Annotated in this window: 18 protein-coding genes and 1 pseudogene; 11 read left to right on the forward strand and 8 right to left on the reverse strand. The window is 61.7% G+C overall.

Going from position 1 to position 20,968, the window contains the following annotated elements:
* Positions 1-5: 5 nt before the first annotated feature.
* The 6 genes and pseudogenes from BM416_RS24610 to BM416_RS24635 all read right to left on the reverse strand — a co-directional run.
* Entirely contained in the window at positions 6-776 is a 771-nt protein-coding gene (locus tag BM416_RS24610) for a class I SAM-dependent methyltransferase (RefSeq protein WP_092489771.1), read from the reverse strand.
* Between the two features lie 7 nt (positions 777-783).
* Positions 784-1,920, reverse strand: a complete 1,137-nt coding sequence (locus BM416_RS24615; RefSeq protein WP_092489772.1) for a Rossmann-fold NAD(P)-binding domain-containing protein — start codon at positions 1,918-1,920, stop codon at positions 784-786.
* Positions 1,917-2,642 carry an SDR family NAD(P)-dependent oxidoreductase gene (locus BM416_RS24620; protein WP_092489773.1) on the reverse strand — a complete coding sequence of 242 codons (726 nt, stop codon included), beginning with the start codon at positions 2,640-2,642 and terminating at the stop codon, positions 1,917-1,919. Before BM416_RS24620 ends, BM416_RS24615 begins: the two co-directional genes overlap by 4 nt.
* Positions 2,643-2,652: 10 nt before the next feature.
* On the reverse strand, positions 2,653-3,381 hold the full coding sequence (locus BM416_RS24625; RefSeq protein WP_092489774.1) for a sulfotransferase-like domain-containing protein: 729 nt from the start codon (positions 3,379-3,381) through the stop codon (positions 2,653-2,655).
* On the reverse strand, positions 3,378-4,601 hold the full coding sequence (locus tag BM416_RS24630; protein ID WP_092489802.1) for a transaldolase family protein: 1,224 nt from the start codon (positions 4,599-4,601) through the stop codon (positions 3,378-3,380). Before BM416_RS24630 ends, BM416_RS24625 begins: the two co-directional genes overlap by 4 nt.
* 123 nt (positions 4,602-4,724) lie before the next feature.
* Positions 4,725-5,321: pseudogene (locus tag BM416_RS24635) on the reverse strand (HAD family hydrolase); the annotation flags it as partial.
* Positions 5,322-5,568: 247 nt separating this feature from the next.
* Here BM416_RS24635 and BM416_RS24640 point away from each other — a divergent pair.
* From BM416_RS24640 to BM416_RS24650, 3 genes are all read left to right on the forward strand, one after another.
* The gene (locus tag BM416_RS24640) at positions 5,569-6,369 is read left to right on the forward strand and encodes a glucose 1-dehydrogenase (RefSeq protein WP_092489775.1); all 801 of its coding nucleotides are present in this window, start codon (positions 5,569-5,571) and stop codon (positions 6,367-6,369) included.
* Positions 6,362-8,188 carry a glycoside hydrolase family 15 protein gene (locus tag BM416_RS24645; RefSeq protein ID WP_092489776.1) on the forward strand — a complete coding sequence of 609 codons (1,827 nt, stop codon included), beginning with the start codon at positions 6,362-6,364 and terminating at the stop codon, positions 8,186-8,188. The genes BM416_RS24640 and BM416_RS24645 overlap by 8 nt, the downstream gene beginning before the upstream one ends.
* 75 nt (positions 8,189-8,263) lie before the next feature.
* Positions 8,264-9,163 (forward strand): alpha/beta fold hydrolase, encoded by a 900-nt coding sequence (locus BM416_RS24650; RefSeq protein WP_092489777.1) that lies wholly within the window; start codon positions 8,264-8,266, stop codon positions 9,161-9,163.
* On the opposite strand, the gene BM416_RS24655 is transcribed toward BM416_RS24650, so the two are convergent.
* Positions 9,160-10,128: a GlxA family transcriptional regulator gene (locus tag BM416_RS24655; protein WP_065939402.1), complete on the reverse strand. Its 969-nt coding sequence runs from the start codon at positions 10,126-10,128 to the stop codon at positions 9,160-9,162. The two genes, BM416_RS24650 and BM416_RS24655, sit on opposite strands and share 4 nt — an antisense overlap.
* Positions 10,129-10,218: 90 nt before the next feature.
* On the opposite strand from BM416_RS24655, the gene inhA reads away from it, so the two are divergent.
* Positions 10,219-10,899 carry an isonitrile hydratase gene (gene inhA / locus BM416_RS24660; RefSeq protein ID WP_092489778.1) on the forward strand — a complete coding sequence of 227 codons (681 nt, stop codon included), beginning with the start codon at positions 10,219-10,221 and terminating at the stop codon, positions 10,897-10,899.
* Between the two features lie 181 nt (positions 10,900-11,080).
* On the opposite strand, the gene BM416_RS24665 is transcribed toward inhA, so the two are convergent.
* Complete coding sequence (locus BM416_RS24665; protein ID WP_092489803.1) at positions 11,081-11,710, reverse strand: LysE family translocator; 630 nt, start codon at positions 11,708-11,710, stop codon at positions 11,081-11,083.
* A 160-nt stretch (positions 11,711-11,870) separates the two neighbouring features.
* On the opposite strand from BM416_RS24665, the gene BM416_RS24670 reads away from it, so the two are divergent.
* The 7 genes from BM416_RS24670 to BM416_RS24700 all read left to right on the forward strand — a co-directional run bounded on the left by BM416_RS24670 (position 11,871) and on the right by BM416_RS24700 (position 20,963).
* Positions 11,871-12,386, forward strand: a complete 516-nt coding sequence (locus BM416_RS24670) for a sigma-70 family RNA polymerase sigma factor (protein WP_092489779.1) — start codon at positions 11,871-11,873, stop codon at positions 12,384-12,386.
* On the forward strand, positions 12,373-13,323 hold the full coding sequence (locus BM416_RS24675; RefSeq protein ID WP_092489780.1) for a FecR domain-containing protein: 951 nt from the start codon (positions 12,373-12,375) through the stop codon (positions 13,321-13,323). Before BM416_RS24670 ends, BM416_RS24675 begins: the two co-directional genes overlap by 14 nt.
* A gap of 104 nt (positions 13,324-13,427) precedes the next feature.
* On the forward strand, positions 13,428-15,914 hold the full coding sequence (locus BM416_RS24680) for a TonB-dependent siderophore receptor (RefSeq protein ID WP_092489781.1): 2,487 nt from the start codon (positions 13,428-13,430) through the stop codon (positions 15,912-15,914).
* Between the two features lie 430 nt (positions 15,915-16,344).
* On the forward strand, positions 16,345-17,784 hold the full coding sequence (locus tag BM416_RS24685; RefSeq protein ID WP_092489782.1) for an undecaprenyl-phosphate glucose phosphotransferase: 1,440 nt from the start codon (positions 16,345-16,347) through the stop codon (positions 17,782-17,784).
* On the forward strand, positions 17,784-19,244 hold the full coding sequence (locus BM416_RS24690) for a mannose-1-phosphate guanylyltransferase/mannose-6-phosphate isomerase (protein ID WP_092489783.1): 1,461 nt from the start codon (positions 17,784-17,786) through the stop codon (positions 19,242-19,244). The genes BM416_RS24685 and BM416_RS24690 overlap by 1 nt, the downstream gene beginning before the upstream one ends.
* A 1-nt stretch (position 19,245) precedes the next feature.
* A complete protein-coding gene (locus BM416_RS24695; RefSeq protein WP_092489784.1) occupies positions 19,246-20,157 on the forward strand; it encodes a glycosyltransferase family 2 protein in 912 nt (303 codons plus the stop codon).
* Between the two features lie 29 nt (positions 20,158-20,186).
* Positions 20,187-20,963, forward strand: coding sequence for a polysaccharide biosynthesis/export family protein (locus BM416_RS24700; RefSeq protein WP_092489785.1), 777 nt, complete (start codon positions 20,187-20,189; stop codon positions 20,961-20,963).
* Positions 20,964-20,968: the final 5 nt, after the last annotated feature.

The following is a 20,968-nucleotide window of genomic DNA, read 5'->3' on the forward strand; positions in this document are numbered from 1 at the left end:
ACTCCTTAAACGGCGCGTGCCGTGTGGATGACAAAATCACAATTCATCATGTCGTAGTCACGCTGGAAATCCCCGTAACTCTCATGGGCGCAAAATCCGGACTTGAGCACCTCCCCCTTCAACTCGCCCGGCAACAGCGGATAGACCTGCAACCGGTACTGCTCGGCGTCATCGAAGGAGTAGATGAACTCACACACGTGCTCATCCACCTGCCCCAGGCCGACGGATGCCTGCGTGCCGCAGTAATAGTAATTACCGCTGGATTTGAACTTGCCTGCGCGAATGGCAAAGAAGTTACGTTGATCCACAATCAGCAAGCCGCCCGGATTGAGCAATGCCCTGAATCTCTCCAGCACCTCCAGCCGTTCATGGGCTGCAAACACATGGCACAACGAACTGCCCAGGCACACCACGGCATCGAAGCGCCCCAGTTCAGCAGGATCAAGGGCCTGCCAATCCCGGTAGTGCGATTCGATCGCCAACCCGCGTTGCCGAAAGTTCTCCCGGGCCTTGGTCAACATCGTGCTGCTGCCGTCCGTGGCGACGACATCGAACCCCGCCTGTTTAAGCTGTACCGCATGAAAACCACTGCCCGTGGAGACGTCGATCACCGACTTCACGCCGTGCTGCTTCAACAGGTTTTCGAAGAACCCGTTCTCCCCCGCCTTTCTTTTGTCCCAATCGATCAAGTCATCCCAGCGCTCGACGAATTTTTTCGAGTATTGCGTGGCGTAACTGGCGACTTCGCTGTGCTTGTGCCGCGACATTTGATTCATCACACACCTACCAGGTTGAATGTTTGAAAGACAGGTATTTGCTCGACAGCTCGTGGGCAAACTCGGCGGACTGTTCGATGGACATGGTTTTCTTCGAATACCCCAGCATCGCCTGCATCACGGCCATGCATTGCGGGTTATAGGTGACCGAGCCATCGCAATGAATCTCATCGATGCCATCCTGGCTCTGGCAGATGGTATTGATGCGCACCGCTTCGTCCTGGGGGCAGTCGGCGCTGAACTGCACCTTGATCTGCCCCTCCTGCAGCCACACCGGATAGCCGCCCGGCAACCCCAGCGGGCCGGGCGCGTGCACCAGCACCGGCGTGGGCGAAAACAGCCCTTCGATCACGGTGACGGCCGAGCACGCCGTGAGGAACTGCCCATCGATACCGCCCAGGCGGCGGAACTCGGATTTAACCGTGGAAAAAATCGCTTCGGCCGGCAGGTGGGCCGCGGCCGGGCGGTCGCGCACCTCATACAACAAGCGGTAGCTGGCACGCGGGGGCAAGCCGCCGCGCGGCACGTAGTGGCTGAAATAGTGCTGGGCATACAGGCACACCTGCACATCGGCAGGTGCACACTCCAGCAGCCGCGCGATGGAAAATCGCAGCGCCGGGATCAGGTTGGCCACATTGCCCACGCCAATATCCGGCGCCAGCCCGACCCTGGCCAGGATCGGGTTGACCGCATCGGGAAAGGCCGCGTTGACCGTCCTGGCCGCGATACCGGAAGCTTTTACCGCCTGCATCAAGTGATGCATCAGCGTGAGGTGCATGGGCAGCCAGGGGCCGAACTGCGCCTGGTCGAGTTGCTCGAAGGAGAGCCGGGGCAACCCGGTGATCACCCGCCACGATTGCAACGACGCACAGTTGACCAACAGGTCCGGGGCCTCTGCACGCAGCACCCGCGTCACCCGCTCGATATCGGTGAGGTCGGCGATCACCGGCTTGATCGTGATGTCTTGCCCCAACTGCGCACACGACAGGGCCACCAGGTTGCATAGCCGCACGGTCGTATCCTCATTGCGCCCCAGCACCACGAATTCAAAGGCATTTCTCGGCCCGAGAATCTTCAGGATCTGCAGGCACAGGTTGCCTGCGCCCACCAGCAGCAGTTTCTTCTTGGGGGCTGACGGGCTCATCGCGGGTAGGCTCCGTTGTCTACCGGAATGACCTTGCCGGTGACATGCCGCATGGCATCGCTGATCACCAGCAAAATGACCTCGGCGACGCCGCCGGGCAGGATCGGATCCTTGAGGATTTCCTGGCGCGCGTATTCGGCGCGGCGGTATTCAGGGATGGTGTCGTAGATGGCGGTGTCATGGATCAGCGCCGGCGACACTGCATTAACCCGCACGAACGGCGCAAAATTCCAGGCATTGGCTTTGGTCAGGCCGATCACCGCCGCCTTGGTGGCGCCGTACAAGGCATCGCAACTGCCCACTTCGCCGGCCACCGAGGCGATATTGACGATGCTGCGCGGCGCCTCGTGTTTCATCTCCCGTTCGGCGAAGTCTTTGGAGAGATAGACCAAGGCCTTGAGGTTCACAGTCAGGATTTCGTCCACTTCGGCATCGGAATAGGCGTAGACGCTTTTACCGTGGTAAATACCGGCGTTATTGATTAATGCATGAATAGTTGCGTGGCGCTCGTACAGCGCAGGGATAAAACCCTTGATCAGCGCATTATCCGAAAAGTCTGCGATATGGGTTTCCAATACATCCGCCGTGTAAGTGCGCTGTAACGCACGCAGGCCTTCGGCATCCTTATCCGCACCGATAACGAAATAACCTGCCTGGATAGCCTGTTCCACTGTAGCCCGGCCAATCCCGTTGGCCGCACCGGTGACAATCAACTTTTTCATACAACAATCCTTATTGGCAAAATTCATTCATGCGTGCGTAGAAGGGTCGGTGGTATTCGTAAAAGGCTTTTAATTTTGGCGACCGATCGAAAGCGTCCATATCGATAGCAGGTTTATCCGACAGAGCAATGCGTTCACTGTTCTCCGCCGCCACATGCCAACTTCTCCAGGTTTTCCACTGTCGTGGACATTCGCGTTTCCATGTCATGGCGTGGGGCAGAAACTCAATCTGCAAGTAGTCACACAGTTTACGAATGACACGCTCCGGCTCGGCGGCGAGGTCATCGGCATTAATCACATAAGGCACTTTTCCGATGAGTTTGGTGACCACACAAAAAATCTCGTACAAGGCTTTATGCCCGATGGCCTCCATGGGCATATCGGGGTGTACCCGGTGATGGGAAACAATGCTGCTGGCGGGCTCGCGAATAATAAAAATATTGTGTTGTTGCGCCAGGAAGTCCCGGTCAACTTTCAAGTCATCCAGGCAGTGGTAGCACATGTCTTTGTGAAACACGTTGGCACCTTCCCGGGCCTTGAGCAGTTGCTCTTTTATGCCTTGATACGTGGTGGGCAAACTGTGGTCCCATTCATCCGAAGGAATCACTGAATCTGCGGAAAACGCCATATGGGCAAACGGCTCGTGGAAGACCTCAAAATCCCCCCGCTCGATAAACACCCGCTCCAACACCGTGGACCGCGAACGCGGGTGCGCCCATAACCCGACCATCTTGTTCATGCCAGCACCCCGTATTCAGCGGCCAGGATGGCGTTGAGCGAGCGTACGAAAGGCTTCGCCACCGGACACAGGCGCACGCAGTAGTCGGTCAGGCGCCGATGCGCACTGTTGGCTTCGTTGCAGGCGTTGATAAACGCCTCATGATTGCCAAAGTCGTAGGGCTCGATGCTGTCGATGAAATAGGCTTCGCAGAAGTACGGAATACGGATGAGCCGGGCGAACGTTTCAGCCGGCGCCTGCTGGGGTTCACGGGCGGGTGCCACCGGTTTACCGTGGCTTTCACGCTCGATCAGAAACTCCACCACCTCCGGCGTCAGCGTGTAGCACGTGGTGGTCAGCCCGGTCTTTTCCAGGTGCCAGCAGTGCTTGTGACCACGTTCGTCAACGTCGACCTTGATACTGGAAAGCAGGGTCTTGACCGGCACCTTCGAGGCCGCGACCAGGGCCTGGATCTGCTGGTAAATCATCAGCTCGGCCCAGCGCATGTCCTCCGGGCCCAGCGCCAGGCCACGCTCGGCGGCCTGCAAGGCGAACTCGGGCTGGCAGGAAAAGCGCCCGATCATAAAGGTGATCACATACTTGCAACGGCCGGTGTCGACACCGTTGCGGCGGGCGCTGGCGATGCCACGCTCTATCGCCTGGATACCGGCCTGGAACTGCGAAACGGTGAAGCAGAACGTGATGTTGACCGAAACGCCTTGGGCCACCAGGTGTTCGATCGTCGCGAAACCCTCCAGGCTGCCCGGCACTTTGACCATCACATTCGCGGCCAGGCGATGCAGCTCCAGGCCTCGCGCGGTCATGCGTTCGCTGCACCGCACGTCCGACGGGTCGACCTGGGCGCATAGCCAACCATCGGCCTGGGCCGATTGCACCCACCGCGGCTTGAGCGTCGAGGCGCCTTCTGCAATCACTTCGTTGTAGAGCTGCTTGCGCAATTCCCCGGGAGACAGGCTGGCCAGATTAAAACGCGACGACCAATACTCTTTCTTGTCGAGGATCGCCGCCGTCACCAGCCGGGGGTTGGTGGTCACACTGCTGAAGCCCCAGGGCTGGGAGAGATCCTGCGGCATCAACTGTTCGATATGGGCAGCGGCCGCCGGGTACTTGTCCAACAAATGCTGTTTATACGGTGCGTACACCACGGGCGACGAATCCCACCATACTTCCGAACGTGGATCATTACGTTTAAGTCGCTCTATATAACCCAGTGTGCCCACAACACTTGCTCCTTGAGTAACGTGATCAATGAGGGTCGGTAACTCACGCATATCGGCAAAAGGTAACGCACCGGCTTCGGCCAATATTCGATGTCGAGGTATCGGGCCATAACCCAGGACTTTTATCTTGGCTGCAACGGCGGCTTGAACTCCTGTGACACTGTCTTCAATTACCAGCGCATCACTGGGATCAACTTTATAAGTTTCACACGCCGTTAAAAACACCTGGGGATCAGGCTTCCATCGCCCCAACTCATAACAACTGAATATTCGCCCCTGAAAATAAGGCAACAACCCCACAAGGCGTAAACACTGTTCGATCTTATTGCGTGGCGCACTTGAGGCCACGCAACAGGGAATCGCCAGCACGTTCAATACGTCAACTATTCCATCAGTAGCTTTCAGATTAAGCGTCAATGCTTCCAGCGCTCGAACTCGAAAGTCCTCTTCAAACTGAGGGGTCAAACAAATACCCAATAACTGTTCTGCCTCACGCAGACAATCGGCAATCTTTCGTCCACGAAAGTGCTCAATGTAATACGCACTATCAAGTGTCTTTCCGTCCTGTACGTGAGCATTAAGCATGCCGATCAATACAGACAGGGTGATCTCTTCGCTTTGGACAAGTACACCGTCGCAATCGAAGATGACTAACTTAGGCAACGGCGTAGCTCCCTGCTCTGGTAGTTCCCCTATAGCTGCCGATAAACACATAGGCATCTCTTATAGGTGAATCCGCATGACTTCCGAACTACCAGCGGAACGGGTTGAGGTGTGCTTATAAGACACGGGGCAAAAAACCCTGTCAAACGCTTTTTAGCGGTTTTTTAGTATCTTATGGTTATTTTTTATTCTTCTGTTATTCCATTTTTCACCATGGTTGTAGTCGCTAATTTCACACGGCTGAACTTCCGTTGCGCGCCGCCAGTCAGCTACTTGAACTCACGAATTCAAGGTCGGGTGGGCAATGCATATCTCGTTGGAGCAACAAGTGGCACTGGTAACGGGCGCCAGTTCCGGTATCGGCGCCGGTGCGGCCAGGGCCCTGGCGCAGGCCGGTGCTGCGGTGGTGCTCAATTACAACAGCCAGGCTGCGCCCGCCGAGGCCTTGGCTGAGCAGATCAACGCCGAGGGCGGCCGGGCGATTGCCATCGGCGCCGACGTGTCGAAAGAAGCCGATGTGGAACGCCTGTTCGCAAAGACCCTCGAGGCGTTCGGCCATCTGGACATCCTGGTGGCCAACTCCGGTATGCAGAAGGACGCCGCCGTGGTCGACATGACCCTCGACGACTGGAACGCCGTGATCGGCGTCAACCTCACCGGCCAGTTCCTCTGTGCCCGTGCGGCCGTGCGCCTCTTCAAGCGCCAGGGCATCCGTGAAGGCGTATCCCGCGCCGCCGGCAAAATCATCCACATGAGCTCGGTGCACCAGTTGATCCCCTGGGCCGGACATGTGAATTACGCGGCGTCCAAGGGCGGCGTTGAGATGTTGATGCGCACCCTCGCCCAGGAGGTCAGTGAACAGCGCATCCGTATCAACGGCATTGCGCCGGGGGCGATTCGTACGGCGATCAACCGTGCCGCCACCGAAGGTGCGGCGGAACAGGAGCTGCTCAAGTTGATCCCGTATGGCCGGGTCGGCGACGTGGAGGACGTGGCCAACGCCGTGGTATGGCTGGCCAGTGACGCCTCGGATTACGTGGTCGGCAGCACCCTGTTCATTGATGGCGGCATGAGCCTTTACCCGGAGTTTCGTGGCAATGGTTGATTTGAAAAACGAACCACAAAGCGCCATCGATGCCCACGGCATCATCGGCGACATGCGCAGCGCGGCGCTGGTGAACGATAAAGGCAGCATCGATTTCTTCTGCTGGCCGGAGTTCGACAGCCCGTCGATCTTCTGTTCACTGCTCGACACCCCCGATGCCGGCACGTTCCAACTCACCCCGGACCTGCCCAACGCTCGCCGCGAACAGATCTACCTGCCCGACACCAATGTGCTGCAAACCCGTTGGCTCAGCGATGAAGCCGTGGTGGAAATCACCGACCTGCTGGTCATCAGCGAAGAAATCGACGACTTGCCCCTGCTGATTCGCCGCGTACGCGTGGTCAGCGGCACGGCCACCCTCCATCTGCGCTGCGCCGTACGCCATGACTACGCGCGCGCCTCCACCGCGGCAAGCCTGGATAACGCCAGCGTCTGTTTCAGCGCCGATGGCCAGCCGGGCACGCGCCTGTGCGGCAGCCATCCGTTGCAGATCGAAGATAACGCCGCCGTGGCCCGCTTCACCCTGGGTCAGGAAGAAGGCGCCGAGTTCGTATTCGGCGGCCAGGACGATGAGCGTGTGGCGAGTGTCTGCACCGACCTGGCCCTGGCCCACACCTTGAAGTTCTGGCGCGGCTGGATCGCGCAGTCGAACTACCGCGGGCGCTGGCGCGAAATGGTCAACCGCTCGGCCCTGGCCCTCAAGCTGCTGACCTCGCGTAAACACGGCGCAATCATCGCCGCCGCCACCTTCGGCTTGCCGGAAACGCCTGCGGGCGAACGCAACTGGGACTACCGCTACACCTGGATCCGCGACGCCTCGTTTACCGTCTACGCGTTTATGCGCCTGGGTTTTGTCGACGAGGCCAACGCCTATATGCGCTGGCTCAAGGGCCGGGTCAGCGACTGCTGTGGCCAGCCGACCAAGATCCATATCCTCTACGGCATCGACGGCCGCCAGGAGCTGCCCGAAACCGCGCTGGAACACCTCAGCGGCCACGGCGGCGCCAAGCCGGTGCGCGTTGGCAATGGCGCGGTCGACCAGGTCCAGCTGGATATCTATGGCGAGTTGATGGACGCGGTGTACCTGGTCAACAAGTACGGCGAAGCCATCTCCCACGAGGGCTGGAAACACACGGTGGAAGTCGCTGACCAGGTTTGTGAAATCTGGAACCAGAAAGACGTGGGCATCTGGGAAATGCGCGGCGAGCAGCATCACTTCCTGCATTCGCGGCTGATGTGCTGGGTGGCCCTGGACCGTGCGATCCGCCTGGCCTCCAAGCGCTCGTTGCCGGCGCCGTTTGCACGTTGGGACCAGACCCGCCAGGCGATCTATGCCGATATCTGGAGCAACTTCTGGAACGAAGAACGCGGGCATTTCGTGCAGCACATCGGCAGCACCGCCCTGGACGGTTCGATGCTGCTGATGCCGCTGGTGCGTTTTGTCGCCGCCACCGACCCGCGCTGGCTGAGCACGTTGCAGGCGATCCAGAAAAGCCTGGTGCGCGACGGCATGGTCTACCGCTACCGCAACGACGACAACGCGATCGACGGCCTGCAAGGCACCGAAGGCGCATTCGCCGCCTGCTCGTTCTGGTACGTCGAATGCCTGGCCCGCGCCGGGCAAGTCGAAAAGGCCCACCTGGAATTCGAACAACTGCTGCGCTACGCCAACCCGCTGGGCCTGTATGCCGAAGAGTTCGACAGCCAGGCCCGCCACCTGGGCAATACGCCCCAGGCGTTGAGCCATCTGGCGTTGATCAGCGCGGCGACGTTCCTGGACCGCAAGCTCAGTGGCGAGAAGACGACCTGGCAGCCCTGAGGCGTCCTGCCTTTACAGGCAGGGCATCCCGTCATGTCTTTCGACTAGAGTTTCAACACCTGACAGGAGCCCACCATGACCATCACCGCCCCACTCCTCTACGTGCGCACCTCCATGCTCGATGTGGCGTATGAAACCCACGGTCCCATCGACGGCGAGCCTGTGATCCTGCTGCATGGTTTCCCTTACGACCCGCGCGGCTATGACGAGATTGCGCCGGTGCTGGCCGAACGCGGCTACCGGGTGCTGGTGCCGTACCTGCGCGGTTATGGCCCTACGCGATTTATCAACGCGCAGGTGATGCGCTCCGGCCAACAGGCGGCGCTGGGCAAGGATCTGCTGGATTTCATGGATGCGCTGTCGATCCCGCGCGCCACCCTGGCCGGGTATGACTGGGGCGGGCGCGCGGCGTGTATCGTCGCGGCGCTGTGGCCCGAACGGGTACGCGGGCTGGTGACCGGCGATGGCTATAACATCCAGGATATTGCCAGGTCGCGCCAGCCACGGGCGCCGGTGACGGAACATCGGTTGTGGTACCAGTTCTACTTCCACACCCAGCGCGGTGTGGACGGGCTGACGGCCAATCGCCGCGAACTCTGCCAGTTGTTGTGGTCGCTGTGGTCGCCGTCCTGGGCCGAAGGGCCGGGGCTGTATGGGCAGACGGCGCCGTCATTCGATAACCCGGACTTTGTCGAGGTGGTGATTCACTCCTATCGCCATCGTTTCATGTATGCGCCTGGCGATCCGGCGCTGGAAGCCATCGAGCAGGCCCTCGCGCGGCAACCGGCGATTGCGGTGCCGAGCATTTCGCTGTGCGGTGCCGATGACGGCGTGGGCCCACCATCGCAAGAGGATGACGACGTGGAGCATTTCAGCGCTTTTTACCGACGCCAGGTATTGCCGGGCGTGGGCCACAATATTCCCCAGGAAGCACCGCAGACCACCCTCGACGCCCTGTTTGAATTGCTCGCCTAGGCCACCGGCGAGAAGCGCTCGCGGTAGGCCTGGGGCGTCACCGACAAGGCCCGCATAAAGCTGCGGCGCAAGGTTTCTTCGCAGCCGAAACCACACTGCACGGCGATGCGCTTGATCGACGTGGTGCTGTCCGCCAGTTGCCGGCGCGCGCTTTCGACGCGGATCAGTTCCACCGCGCGCGCGGGCGTCTGGCCGGTTTCGGCGCGGTAGTGGCGCACGAAGCTGCGCTCGCTCATCCCGGCCTGGGCGGCCAGGGTCGGGATACTCAAGTCGAGGGTCAGATGTTCGGCTATCCAGGCATGCAGTTCGGTGAAACGGCTGCCGCCCTTTTGCAGGGACAGGGTCACACTGAATTGCGACTGGCCGCCAGGGCGTTTCAGGAACACCACCAGGTGCCGCGCCACTTCCAGGGCCACGGCGCGGCCCAGGTCTTCTTCGACCAGGGCCAGGCACAGGTCGATACCGGCGGTCACACCGGCGGAGGTCCACACCGCGCCCTGCTGGATAAAGATCGGGTTGGGCTCCACGGTCAGCGCCGGAAACTTGCGCGCCAGTTCTTCGCAACGGGTCCAGTGGGTGGCGACGCGGCAACCATCGAGCAAGCCACTGGCCGCCAGCAAAAACGCACCGGTGCACACCGAGGCCATGCGCCGGGTGTGCCGGGCTTTTTCGCGCACCCAATCCACCAGCGCAGGCTTTTCAGCGGCGCCGTACACGCCCCAGCCACCCGCGATCACCAGGGTGTCGCAGGGCTGGTCGACCGCAGGCAACGGCTCGGCCACCAGCGCCAGGCCGGCGGAGGTCATCACCGGGCCGGCCTGGTCGGCGATCACCGTGACCGCGTAAGGCAACGGCACGCCACGCTGGCGCGCCAGGTCATTGGCCGACGCAAACACCTGCAACGGCCCGGTGACGTCGAGCACCTGGGCATTCTCGAAAGCGAGTACGTGGACAATTCTGGGCATGGTTGGCGTGATTCGTGGGCTCAATGGCGTATTCGCCAAAGACTAGGCCGCTAGAGTGAGGTCGTCTACCCCTTTCTCGGAGCTTCATTCATGACCTTGCAGATCGGCTTTCTGTTGTTCCCCGGCATTCAGCAACTGGACCTGACCGGCCCCTACGACGTATTGGGTTCGCTGCCGGACGTGAAACTGCACCTGGTATGGAAGGACCTGGCGCCGGTCACCTCCAGCACGGGCCTGGTGTTCACGCCGACCATGACCTATGCCGACTGCCCGACGCTGGATGTGATCTGCGTGCCCGGCGGTTCCGGCGTGGGCCCATTGATGGAAGACCCGCAGACCCTGGACTTCCTCAAGGCCCAGGCGCAGACCGCACGCTACGTGACCTCAGTGTGCACCGGCTCGCTGGTGCTCGGCGCGGCGGGGTTGCTGCGCGGGCGCAAGGCGACGACGCACTGGGCCTACCACGACATGCTCGCCCCGCTCGGCGCCATCCCGGTACAGGAACGCGTGGTGCGTGACGGCAACCTGTTCACCGGCGGTGGCATTACCGCCGGTATCGACTTTGCCCTGGTGCTGGCGGCGGAACTGTACAGCGAAGCGGCGGCGCAACTGGTGCAGTTGCAGATCGAATACGCACCGGCACCGCCGTTCGATTCGGGTCGCCCGGACACAGCGCCTGCGCATGTGCGGGAAGAAGCCAACAAACGCACCGCCGAATCGCGCAGGGTGCGCGGTGAAATCGTCGCGCGCGCAGCAGCACGGCTGGGCTGAGCCTGTACCTGTGGTGAGCGAGCTTGCTCGCGCTGGGCTGCGCAGCAGCCCCTCCAAAGCTTGGGGCCGCTTCGCGCCCCAGCGCGAGCAAGCTCGCTCACCACAACAAGCTCGTTCACCACAACAAGCTCGTTTGGCCACAGACCGCTTGCTCGCCGCACAATCCCTTCACCTCATGGGGTCAGGCTGGGCGCGACATCACCGCCAGGCGCACCGCCAGCACGCTCAGCACCGTCGCCAGGCCCCATTTCTGTAGCCACGCGCCTTTTGGGCGCCTGGCGAAGAAGCGGCTCAGCACCCCGCCGAAAATACCCAGCAGCAGGTGAAACACCCCAGCGATCAAAGTCAGCACGCCCCCCAACAGCATCAACTGCACGGCGATGGAGCCGGCCTGCGGCCGTACGAACTGCGGCAAAAACACCACAAAAAACAGCAACGCCTTGGGGTTGAGCAGGCTGTTCAGCATCGCCTGCAGAAACACTCGGCCAAGGGGCACACGGTGCGGGCGGGCAGTCTCCAGCCCAGTTTTTTTCTGCAGCGTCTTGAACACCAGCCACAGCAGGTAGACCACACCCGCATAGCGGATCACGTCAAAGGATGGCGGCCAACTGGCGACCAACGCCGTCACCCCGCTGGCGGTCAATGCGGTCAGCAACACGTCAGCCACACCGATGCCCAGGGCCGAGGCCACTCCCCCACGCCAGCCGTGGGTGACGCCATGGCTGATCACAAAGGCCATGTTCGGCCCCGGGGATAACAGCAACAACAGCACAGCACCTGAAAAAACTGCCAGGGTCGCAAAGTCGATCATGCTCAAGCCGTCCACCGGGAAAAGCCTGCAGATTAGTGCGTGGGCCCGGGGCGAACAAAAAATTGTGCTGGATACATTGTTCATCGGCAATTGCGAATGGCCACGACCAGCGTCTAGAATGCGAAACATTATCAATTAAGACTGCTGCGCCAGGATGCCCATGTCGAGCGATCACCCACTGGACCATGCCGCCATCGGCCAGCTTTACCACACCCATCACTCCTGGCTGCGCGGCTGGTTGAGCCGGCGCACCGGTTGCCGTGAACGTGCCGCCGACCTGGCGCAGGAAACCTTTGTGCGCCTGCTCAACGCACGTAAGCAGCAGGCCGTGCTGCAGCCGCGCGCGTACCTGAGCAGCATCGCCCGCAGCTTGATGATCGACCAATACCGGCGCCGTGAACTGGAGCGCGCCTACCTCGAAAGCCTTGCGCATTTTCCCCATGCCGACGTGCCGTCGGAAGAAACCCGCCTGCTGATTCTCGACAGCCTCGAACGCATCGACCGCCTGCTCGACCAGCTCAAGCCGCGGGTGCGTGAAGCGTTCCTGCTGGCGCAACTGGACGGCCTGACCTGTGCGCAGATCGCCCTGCGCCTCGGGGTGTCCAAGGCTACGGTGGAGCGTGACCTGTCCAAGGCGCTGCACGCCTGCTATCGGTTGCGCTATGCCGACCTCTGACCCGCGCCTGGTCGACCAGGCCATCCAGTGGATGATCAAGCTGCGCTTCAACGTCGCCGACGACGCCAGCACCGCTGCGTTCGAGCGCTGGCTGCACACCAGCGCCGAACACCAGCAGGTCTGGCAACGGGTGGCGACGATGAATGATGAGTTCAGCCACCTGCCCGCGCAGGTCGGCCGCCACGCCCTGCACGGGGCGCGTCGACGTATCAGCCGTCGCGAAGGGTTGAAGCTGCTCGGCCTGGTGGCCGGTGCGGCCGGCCTGACCTGGTTTGGCCGCGACTACACCCCGCTGCCCGCCTTGATGGCCGACTACCGCACCGCCACCGGCGAACGGCGTTGGGTGGCGTTGAACGACGGCAGCCGCATCCAACTGAACAGCGCCAGCGCATTCGACGCGGTATTGACTCAGGAGCGGCGCCTGGTGCAGTTGCGCCAGGGTGAAATACTGGTCAATCCCGTTGCCGACAACCGGCCCTTCTGGGTACAGACCCGCGACGGTTACCTGCGCGCCCTCGGCACGCGCTTCCTGGTGCGCGAAGAGACCCAAGGCACCATGCTCGCCGTGCAACAGGGCACGGTGGCGGTATTTGCCGACAACCACGCCGCCGGCGCGCGCCAAGTGATCAACCCCGGCGAACGGGTATTGTTCGACCGCAGTGGCATTCGTTCTCTCGCCGCCAATGGCCTGGACCCTTGGGCCTGGAGCGAAGGCGTGATCAGCGCCCGGGACATGCGCCTGGATGCTTTCCTCGCCGAGCTGGGCCGCTACCGCAACGGCCTGCTGCGCTGCAGCGAAGCGGTGGCCGGGTTGCGGGTGTCAGGCACTTATCAGTTGGACGACACCGATGAGGTGCTGGGCCTGGTAGCGCACTCACTCAAGCTCGATGTCACTTACCGCAGCCGCTACTGGGTGACCGTCACCGCCCGCGTTTAACATTCGAAAATAAATGAGGTGAATTCTCATTGCCGCTCGACCTGTAAGGAAAGGCCGATCAACAGGCCGGTTCTGTTCACTTCCTTCAGGAGCATCCCGCGGTCATGCAAGCGTTCCCCTTCCCACGTTCACCCCTCAAGCACGCGGTGCACGCCGCCTTGCTCGGCGCCTGCCTGAGCTGCGCAACCGCGCCGCCGTTCGCATGGGCCGAAACGCCGGCCAGCGACACCCAGGCCCGCGACTGGAACATCGCCGCCGGTTCCCTGGCCACGGCCCTGGACCAGTTCGCCCGCCAGGCCGGCATCAGCCTGTCGTATGACGCCACCAGCGTCGCCGGCAAGACCAGCCCGGGCCTGAGTGGTCGCCTGGACCGCGAGCAGGCGCTCGGCCAGTTGCTGCATGGCCAGGGCCTGCAAGCCCAGCGCCAGGGCAACAGTACCTGGCTGCTGTTGCCGCAAGTGGCCGACGGCGGCGCGCTGAACCTGGGCGCCACCACGGTCACCGGTGAGCGGTTGGGCGCCACCACCGATGGCACCGGTGCCTACACCACGGGTGCGGTGACGATCGGCAAGGGCGAACACAGCCTGCGGGAAACGCCGCAATCGGTGAGTGTGATGACCCGCCAATTGATGGATGACCAGAACCTCACCACCATCGATGACGTGATGGAACGCACGCCCGGGATCACCACCTACGAATCGCCCATGGGCGGCAAATATTTTTATTCCCGTGGTTTCAAGATGCTCGGCCAGTACCAGTACGATGGCGTGCCCCTGGACATGGGCAAGGACTACGTGCAGGCCGACAGCTTCAGCGCGAACATGGCGATCTACGACCGCGTGGAAGTGCTCAAGGGCGCGGCCGGCATGCTCAAGGGCGCCGGCACCGCCAGCGGCGCGGTGAACTTCGTGCGCAAGCGGCCCCAGGCCAAGCCCACCACCAGCCTGTCGCTGTCCGCCGGCACCTGGGACAACTACCGCGCCGACGTCGACACCGGCGGCCCGCTGAATGACAGCGGTACGGTGCGCGGCCGCGCGGCGATCAGCCAACAGAATCGCGGTTCCTACATGGACATTTCCAAGCGCCAGGACCAGGCGTTCTATGGCGCCCTGGATGTCGATCTCAGCGCCGACACCACCCTGGGCTTCGGCGCCAGCCATGAAGACGTCGACGCCACACCGTGCTGGGGCGGCCTGCCGCGCTACGCCGACGGCAAAAGCGCCCACCTCAGCCGCTCCACCTGCCTGGGCCAATCCTGGAACGACTGGCAAAGCCGGCGCACCACCTTCTTCGCCGACCTCACCCATCACTTCAACGATGACTGGAAACTCAAGGTTGCGGCCGTGCACAGCCGCAACCTGCAAGACACCAAATACGCCGCCAGCGAAGGCACCATTGCCTACGGCAACCCGACGCCTACGGCCAACTCCTATGCGGCGCTGATGGACTACGACCACAAGGACTTCGGCCTCGATGCCTATGTGGACGGCAAGTTCGAAGCCTTCGGGCTGGAACACGAACTGATCCTCGGTGCCAATGGCAGCCGTGGTACCCAGGACGATGTGTACGCGATTCAGAACCTGCCCAGGCGCCAAGGCATCTACCAACCCGACCACCATTTCCCGGAGCCGGCCAACAGCACCTTCTGGCCGAACATGTATCGCGGCGGCACGGTGAAGGAAACCGCCACCCAGTACGGCGCCTACACCACCTTGCGCCTGCGCCTGGCCGAGCCGTTGATGTTTATCGTAGGCAGCCGCGTGAGCTGGTACGAGAACCGTCGCCAGTCCAACAACCTGGCCTGGGGCGAGTGGGCCTTGCAGGATGCCCGCACCCGGGAAACCGGTGAAGTGACGCCGTTTGCCGCACTGATCTACGACCTCAATGAGCACCTGTCGGTGTACGCCAGCTACGCGGATATCTTCCAGCCGCAAAGTTCCTATGCCACGCTCGATGGCGCCCCGCTCAAGCCGAAGATCGGTGACAACTACGAGCTGGGTATCAAGGGCGAATGGTTCGACGGGCGCCTCAACAGCTCCCTGGCGCTGTTCCGCGCCGTCGAGAAAAACGCGGCCGAATCCGACTACATCGCCCAGTGCCCGACCTCCGCCGACGGCTATTGCTACACCGACAGCGGCAAGGTGCGCGCCCAGGGCGTGGAGGCGGAAATCAGCGGTGAAGTGCTCGAGCGCCTGCAGGTATCCGGCGGCTACACCTACACCCAGACCAAGTCCCTGAAGAACATCGATACCGCCCTGGAGGGCGGTACGTCCAACACCTACGTACCTCGACACATGCTGCGCATGTGGGGCGACTACCAGCTCGACGGCGCCCTGTCGAAATGGAGCGTGGGCACCGGCGTCAACGCCCAGAGCAGCAATTACCGCGTGCAGACCATCAAGCTCGAACAGGCCGGTTACGCAACCTGGAGTGCCCGTGTGGCGTACCGTATCGACGACACTTGGACCGTCGCACTCAACGGCAACAATCTGTTCGATAAAAGTTACTACAACACGGTGGGTACAGCCTCCTGGGGTAACTTTTATGGCGAGCCGCGAAATTTTACGGTGAGTTTGAAAGGCAACTTCTGATCTGGCGAAAGTCCCGCAGGCAGGGCACTTCGTGCGCCCTGCCACCCCCTGTTTGTCCCCCCTTCCTACCGCCTTTTAAAAAAGGTTTTTCCTTTATGCAGGAAAAATCCTGCATTTGTTTCTACACTCAAAAACACACCCAATCACCGCGTACCCGGACAAGGAATGTCAATAAAATGCCGAAAAAAATACTGATAAACCTGTCTACCCCGCCACCTCCGCACCATAGTCAATTCATTGACAAAATGCTTAAGGGAACACTCCTGTAGTCACTACCCCCGCAAATTCCCTTCAAATGGATAGCTGCATTTGAATTGATAGTTGCGTATTACCCAGAGTAGCCGTAGTTGGAAGTGCCCTCTAAAGCAGTTCGCTGCTTTATTGAACAAACATCCAAACAATAGCTCTGGCGTGCAATGAGGGATGTTTTATGCGAGAGAAGTCGTCCGTCGACAGCCTGTTTTTAACGCGCGCCGGCTTTGTTGAGTTCTTTGTTGTTTTCGTCAAGTTCATACATGGCCTGAGTGCCATTTTGCCCCCGCTGATCCTGGTGATGTTCATCGACCCGATGGACCCTGAACTGCGCGGGCACTTCCTCGGTCTGCTGGTATTTTTCGCGGTCCTGACGATCATTCTGTTCCAGGCCCTGGGCATCTACTCCGAAGAACTGTTCAGCAACCGGCTGCGCCTGAAAACCAAGGTCAAGGCATGGTCGGCGGCGTTTTGCATCCTGTTGTTCATGTACCAGATCCTGCAGTTTTTCCCGCAATTGACCCCGCGTAACCTGGTGGCCTGGTACTTCGCCAGCCTCGGGTTGTTCTGCCTTGAGCGCCTGCTGATGCTGCGCCTGTACCGCAGCCTGATGCGCAAGGGCAAATACCTGCAACGTACGGTGATCCTGGGCTTTACCGACACCGCCATGCACGTCGCCGACCACCTGCAACGCAACGGTGATATCCGCTCCGGCCTGATCGGTTTTATCGACGATCGCACCGAGCGGATCCCCAAGGAATTGAGCAACCTGCCCCTGCTGGGCAACACCCGTGAGCTGGAAAAACTCATCCGCGCCGAGCAGGTCAACCAAGTGATGATCTGCCTGCCCTGGGCCGCCGAGCAGCGCATCCACGGGCTGGTCAATCGCCTGCGGCAGATGTCGGTGAACGTGATGCTGGTGCCCGACATGGCCGCCCTGCGCTACGGCCATAGCCGCATCACCGATGTGGGCGGGATCCTGATGTTCAACACCTCGCAATTGCCGTTGCGTGGCTGGTCGCCGGTGATCAAGCGCCTGGAGGATGTGCTGCTGGCCAGCCTGGCGCTGGTGACACTGTCCCCTGTAATGGTCGCGACGGCAATTGCGATAAAGCTCGACTCCAAAGGGCCGATCCTGTTTCGCCAGAACCGCTTTGGCTACAACGACAACGAAATCCGCGTGTTCAAGTTCCGCTCGATGTACACCGACCAGAGCGACTTCACCGCCGAACGCCAGACCACCCGCGCCGATCCGCGCATCACCCGGGTGGGGCGCATCATCCGCAAGACCAGCATCGACGAGCTGCCCCAGTTGTTCAACGTGCTGCTGGGCAACATGTCCATGGTCGGCCCGCGCCCCCATGCCACGGCGACCAAAGCCGCCGGCATTCCCTTCGAAGTGGCGGTGAGCGAGTACAGCTCGCGCCACCGCGTGAAACCGGGGATTACCGGCTGGGCGCAGATCAACGGTTACCGGGGTGAGACCGACACCCTGTTCAAGATCCAGAAACGTGTCGAGTACGACCTGGAGTACATCTCCAAGTGGTCGGTGTGGTTTGACCTGTACATCGTTTTCATGACGGTCCCGGCCGTCCTTTCCACCAAGGAAGTCTATTGATGAAGACCCTCAACGGATTAATTCCCTGCATCGTTTCCGGTGGTTCGGGCACTCGACTGTGGCCGGTGTCGCGGCAGAACATGCCCAAGCCGTTCATGCGCATGCGCGATGGCCAGAGCCTGCTGCAAAAAACCTTCCTGCGCGCGGCCAAACTGCCCGGCGTGGAAAGCGTGCTCACGGTGACCAACCGCGACCTGTTGTTTCGCACCCTCGACGACTACCGCGGAGTGAACAACGCCCGCCTGCCCCTCGACCTGCTGCTGGAACCGTTCGGGCGCAACACGGCGGCGGCCATCGCCGTGGCGGCCCTGCATGTGCAGGAGCACTTCGGCGGCGACGCACAGTTACTGGTAATGCCCGCCGACCACCTGATCCTCAATGAAGTGGCGTTCGCCGAGGCCGTGACCCAGGCCCGCGACCTGGCCGAAGCCGGCTACCTGGTGACGTTCGGCATCCAGCCCGACCACCCGGAAACCGGTTTTGGCTATATCGAGCAAGGCGAGGCGCTGAGCCATGGCTACCGGGTCAAACGCTTCGTCGAGAAACCCGACCTGGCCACCGCCCAGGCCTACCTGGACGGCGGCAAGCACCTGTGGAACGCTGGCATGTTCTGCTTCAAGGCCAGCGCCCTGGTGGATGAGCTCGCCACCCATGCACCCGACGTGCTGGAGGCCGCATGCGCCGCGCTGGAGCACAGCCAGAGCCTGCAGAACACAACCTCGCGCCAACGTGAACTGGATGCGGATGCGTTCGGCAGTGCGCCGGATATTTCCATCGACGTGGCCTTGATGGAAAAGTCCCGGCAAGTGGCCGTGGTGCCCTGTGATATTGGCTGGAGCGACATCGGGTCCTGGGAAGCCCTGCGCCAGCTCACCCCCAGCGATGCCCATGGCAACCAGGTCAATGGCGAAGCGATCTTGCATGACGTGCACAACTGCTACATCGACTCGCCCAAGCGCGTGCTGGGCGCCGTGGGGGTGCGCGACCTGATCATCGTGGATACCCCCGACGCGCTGCTGATCGCCGACGCCCACCGCAGCCAGGATGTGCGCCATATCGTCGCCGAGCTCAAGCGCCAGAACCATCCGGCGTACAGCCTGCACCGCACGGTGACCCGGCCGTGGGGCACCTACACCGTGCTGGAGGAAAGCAGCCGCTTCAAGATCAAGCGCATCGTGGTCAAGCCCCTGGCCTCGCTGTCGTTGCAGATGCACCACCACCGCAGCGAACACTGGGTGGTGGTCAGCGGCGCGGCACAGATCACCAATGGCGACCGCGAGTTCCTGATCAACGCCAACGAGTCCACCTACATTCCCGCCGGGCACAAACACCGGCTGACCAACCCCGGCATCATCGACCTGGTGATGATCGAAGTGCAGAGCGGCGAGTACCTGGGCGAAGACGACATCGTGCGCTTCGACGACATCTACGGCCGCGCGCCTGCCGAGGCGAAGAAATGACATGCGTACTTCATTGATCATCCCCACCCGTAACGCCTCCAGCCACCTGGCACGCCTGCTGCCTGCGCTGAAGATGCAAACCCTGCAACCTGACGAGATGCTGGTGGTGGACAGCGCCTCCAGCGATGACACCGTGGCGCGCTTTCGAGCGTTCGGCGCGCGGGTCGAGGTGATCGACGCCCGTGACTTCAACCACGGCGGCACCCGCCGCTGGGCCAGCGAACAGGTGGGTGGCGACGCGCTGATCGTGATGACCCAGGACGCCATCCCGGCAACGCCCGAGACCTTTGCCAACCTGCTCGATGAATTGCAGCAGGACCCGCTCAACGGCGTCGCCTACGGACGGCAATTGCCCCACCCCGATGCGGGCTTGCTGGGCGCGCAATCGCGGCACTTCAACTACCCGGAACACAGCCGCAGCAAAAGCCTGGCCGATGCACCGGAGCTTGGGATCAAGACCTGCTTCAGCTCCGACTCGTTTTCGGTGTACCGGCGCAGTGTGTTGCAGGCCGTCGGTGGCTTCCCTGCCGACGTGATCGGCAGCGAAGACGCCTTTGTGGCCGCACGCATGCTGCTCGACGGCTACAAGGTGCGCTACGCCGCCACCGCGCTGGTGCATCACTCCCACGATTACAAACTCATGGACGAGTTTCACCGCTACTTCGACATTGGCGTGTTCTACGGCCGCGAGCCTTGGATCAAGCAGGCCTTTGGCGACGCGGGTGGCGAGGGCAAACGCTATGTGCTGGCCGAACTCGCGGCGCTGCGCAAAGCCGGCGCCTTGCACCGCGTGCCCGAGGTGCTGGTGCGCAGCGTGTTCAAACTGCTCGGTTACCGCCTGGGCCATCTTGAACGCCGCCTGCCGCTCGCCCTCAAGCGACGCATCAGCATGTTTCCCGGTTATTGGAGGTGAGCAGCATGACCCACAGGAAGTCCCCCTTGATGAAGCGAAGCGTGCTCGCCCTGGTCATGCTGGCCCTGGCCGCCTGCAATACCCCGGCGCGTATCGAGCCACCGGACAGCAAGACCGTCGAGGACGGCAAGCGCGCCCTCGACCAACTGGCCCAGCTGCCACCGGCAGTGGAACGCATCCGTATCGGCGACCAGTTGCGCATCGTCCGCGATGCCGGCGAGATGCCGACGCTGTCGGCGTTCAACGTCAGCACCATCTACGAGCTGACGCTGTACACGGTGCAGACCGACGGCAAGATCAACTACCCGTTCCTGGGGCCGATCCAGGTTGCCGGGCGCCAGCCATCGGAGCTGGCCACCCAACTGACCCACGAGCTCGCGGCGACCTACCGCGAACCCCGGGTGACGGTGAACATCAACCAGGCGCCGAGCAACTCGGTGATCGTCGGCGGTGCGGTGAATAACCCCACGGCGGTGCAGATCGCCACGGCCAACACCCTGGAGCAGGCGATTGTCGGCGCCGGCGGGGTCAGCCCGGCGGGCAACGCGAGCATGGTTGCGCTGCTGCGCGAAGATGCCCAGGGCGCCTATCGTGCTTACTTCCTGGACTTCAGCCAGCTCCTCAAGACCGGTGCAAACGGGCGCAAGCCGGTGCGCCTGCAACGCGGCGACGTGGTGTTCGTGCCCAAGTCCAACGTCGGCGAGCGCATCCAGGGCGTGGACACCTACATGAACCAACTGATCCCGTTCACCAAGTCCATCGGGGTCGGCTACAACTACACGCGAACCAGCGGCGGCAGTAATTAAAGGAG

It is taken from the genome of Pseudomonas sp. NFACC42-2 (assembly GCF_900116055.1).
GTDB lineage: Bacteria > Pseudomonadota > Gammaproteobacteria > Pseudomonadales > Pseudomonadaceae > Aquipseudomonas > Aquipseudomonas marginalis.

Excerpts from the sequence above, each read along its gene's own strand:
- BM416_RS24695 (WP_092489784.1), top strand. The coding sequence starts at position 19,246 with ATGCGTACTTCATTGATCATCCCCACCCGTAACGCCTCCAGCCACCTG.
- BM416_RS24665 (WP_092489803.1), bottom strand. The coding sequence starts at position 11,710 with ATGATCGACTTTGCGACCCTGGCAGTTTTTTCAGGTGCTGTGCTGTTG.
- BM416_RS24700 (WP_092489785.1), top strand. The coding sequence starts at position 20,187 with ATGAAGCGAAGCGTGCTCGCCCTGGTCATGCTGGCCCTGGCCGCCTGC.
- BM416_RS24680 (WP_092489781.1), top strand. The coding sequence starts at position 13,428 with ATGCAAGCGTTCCCCTTCCCACGTTCACCCCTCAAGCACGCGGTGCAC.
- inhA (WP_092489778.1), top strand. The coding sequence starts at position 10,219 with ATGACCTTGCAGATCGGCTTTCTGTTGTTCCCCGGCATTCAGCAACTG.
- BM416_RS24620 (WP_092489773.1), bottom strand. The coding sequence starts at position 2,642 with ATGAAAAAGTTGATTGTCACCGGTGCGGCCAACGGGATTGGCCGGGCT.
- BM416_RS24675 (WP_092489780.1), top strand. The coding sequence starts at position 12,373 with ATGCCGACCTCTGACCCGCGCCTGGTCGACCAGGCCATCCAGTGGATG.
- BM416_RS24650 (WP_092489777.1), top strand. The coding sequence starts at position 8,264 with ATGACCATCACCGCCCCACTCCTCTACGTGCGCACCTCCATGCTCGAT.
- BM416_RS24625 (WP_092489774.1), bottom strand. The coding sequence starts at position 3,381 with ATGAACAAGATGGTCGGGTTATGGGCGCACCCGCGTTCGCGGTCCACG.
- BM416_RS24670 (WP_092489779.1), top strand. The coding sequence starts at position 11,871 with ATGTCGAGCGATCACCCACTGGACCATGCCGCCATCGGCCAGCTTTAC.
- BM416_RS24645 (WP_092489776.1), top strand. The coding sequence starts at position 6,362 with ATGGTTGATTTGAAAAACGAACCACAAAGCGCCATCGATGCCCACGGC.
- BM416_RS24610 (WP_092489771.1), bottom strand. The coding sequence starts at position 776 with ATGAATCAAATGTCGCGGCACAAGCACAGCGAAGTCGCCAGTTACGCC.
- BM416_RS24685 (WP_092489782.1), top strand. The coding sequence starts at position 16,345 with ATGCGAGAGAAGTCGTCCGTCGACAGCCTGTTTTTAACGCGCGCCGGC.
- BM416_RS24655 (WP_065939402.1), bottom strand. The coding sequence starts at position 10,128 with ATGCCCAGAATTGTCCACGTACTCGCTTTCGAGAATGCCCAGGTGCTC.
- BM416_RS24640 (WP_092489775.1), top strand. The coding sequence starts at position 5,569 with ATGCATATCTCGTTGGAGCAACAAGTGGCACTGGTAACGGGCGCCAGT.
- BM416_RS24690 (WP_092489783.1), top strand. The coding sequence starts at position 17,784 with ATGAAGACCCTCAACGGATTAATTCCCTGCATCGTTTCCGGTGGTTCG.
- BM416_RS24615 (WP_092489772.1), bottom strand. The coding sequence starts at position 1,920 with ATGAGCCCGTCAGCCCCCAAGAAGAAACTGCTGCTGGTGGGCGCAGGC.